1 protein-coding gene is annotated in these 520 nt (G+C 54.2%); it reads left to right on the top strand.

From position 1 onward, the window contains the following. Positions 1-260 (top strand): hypothetical protein (locus tag NLX85_RS32895; RefSeq protein WP_254341773.1); only part of this gene is annotated, 260 nt, incomplete at its 5' end. Between the last annotated feature and the right edge of the window lie 260 nt (positions 261-520).

The following is a 520-nucleotide window of genomic DNA, read 5'->3' as shown; positions in this document are numbered from 1 at the left end:
AGGAGATATCTGATCATCGCAAAATGCATGATCCGTATCGCAGCTTTACCACCTTTAGCTATGGCGTGCAGTGCGTGCTGACCCCGTGGCCGGTGCCGCTGAAAGGCACCACCTGCATTTTTAAACTGACCCTGAAAGGCTATACCGCGGATGGCGAAGGCGAAGGCAGCGTGAGCTTTAAACATGGCAACGTGGATGGCGATCTGGAAGTGCTGATTCCGGTGGTGGGCACCTTTCTGGAAGAAGGCAAAAGCGCGTAAGGATCCTGGTCTTTGAGTCGGATTCCGGTCCTTCCCTCGTTGTAATTCGGCCCATTAGGCGGCGAATTCTCGGCCCCTAAACTGAAGAACAAAGTTAATGACCATAAGTATGTCGAACGTGTCAGGAACTGCTGGGGGGGTCGATACCCCCCCATACGCGGGAAACCGCATGGCCCTTGACGGACCCAAAGGGCGCCTGATACCAGTCCGGGGGAGTTACGAGAATGGAGCTGAACTTAACTCAGATAGATCGGAAGAGC

The sequence above is a fragment of the Micromonospora sp. A3M-1-15 genome (assembly GCF_024213425.1).
Lineage (GTDB): Bacteria > Actinomycetota > Actinomycetes > Mycobacteriales > Micromonosporaceae > Micromonospora > Micromonospora chersina.
The sequence above is the reverse complement of the archived record's forward strand: the minus strand, read 5'-3'. Positions and strand labels throughout refer to the sequence as shown.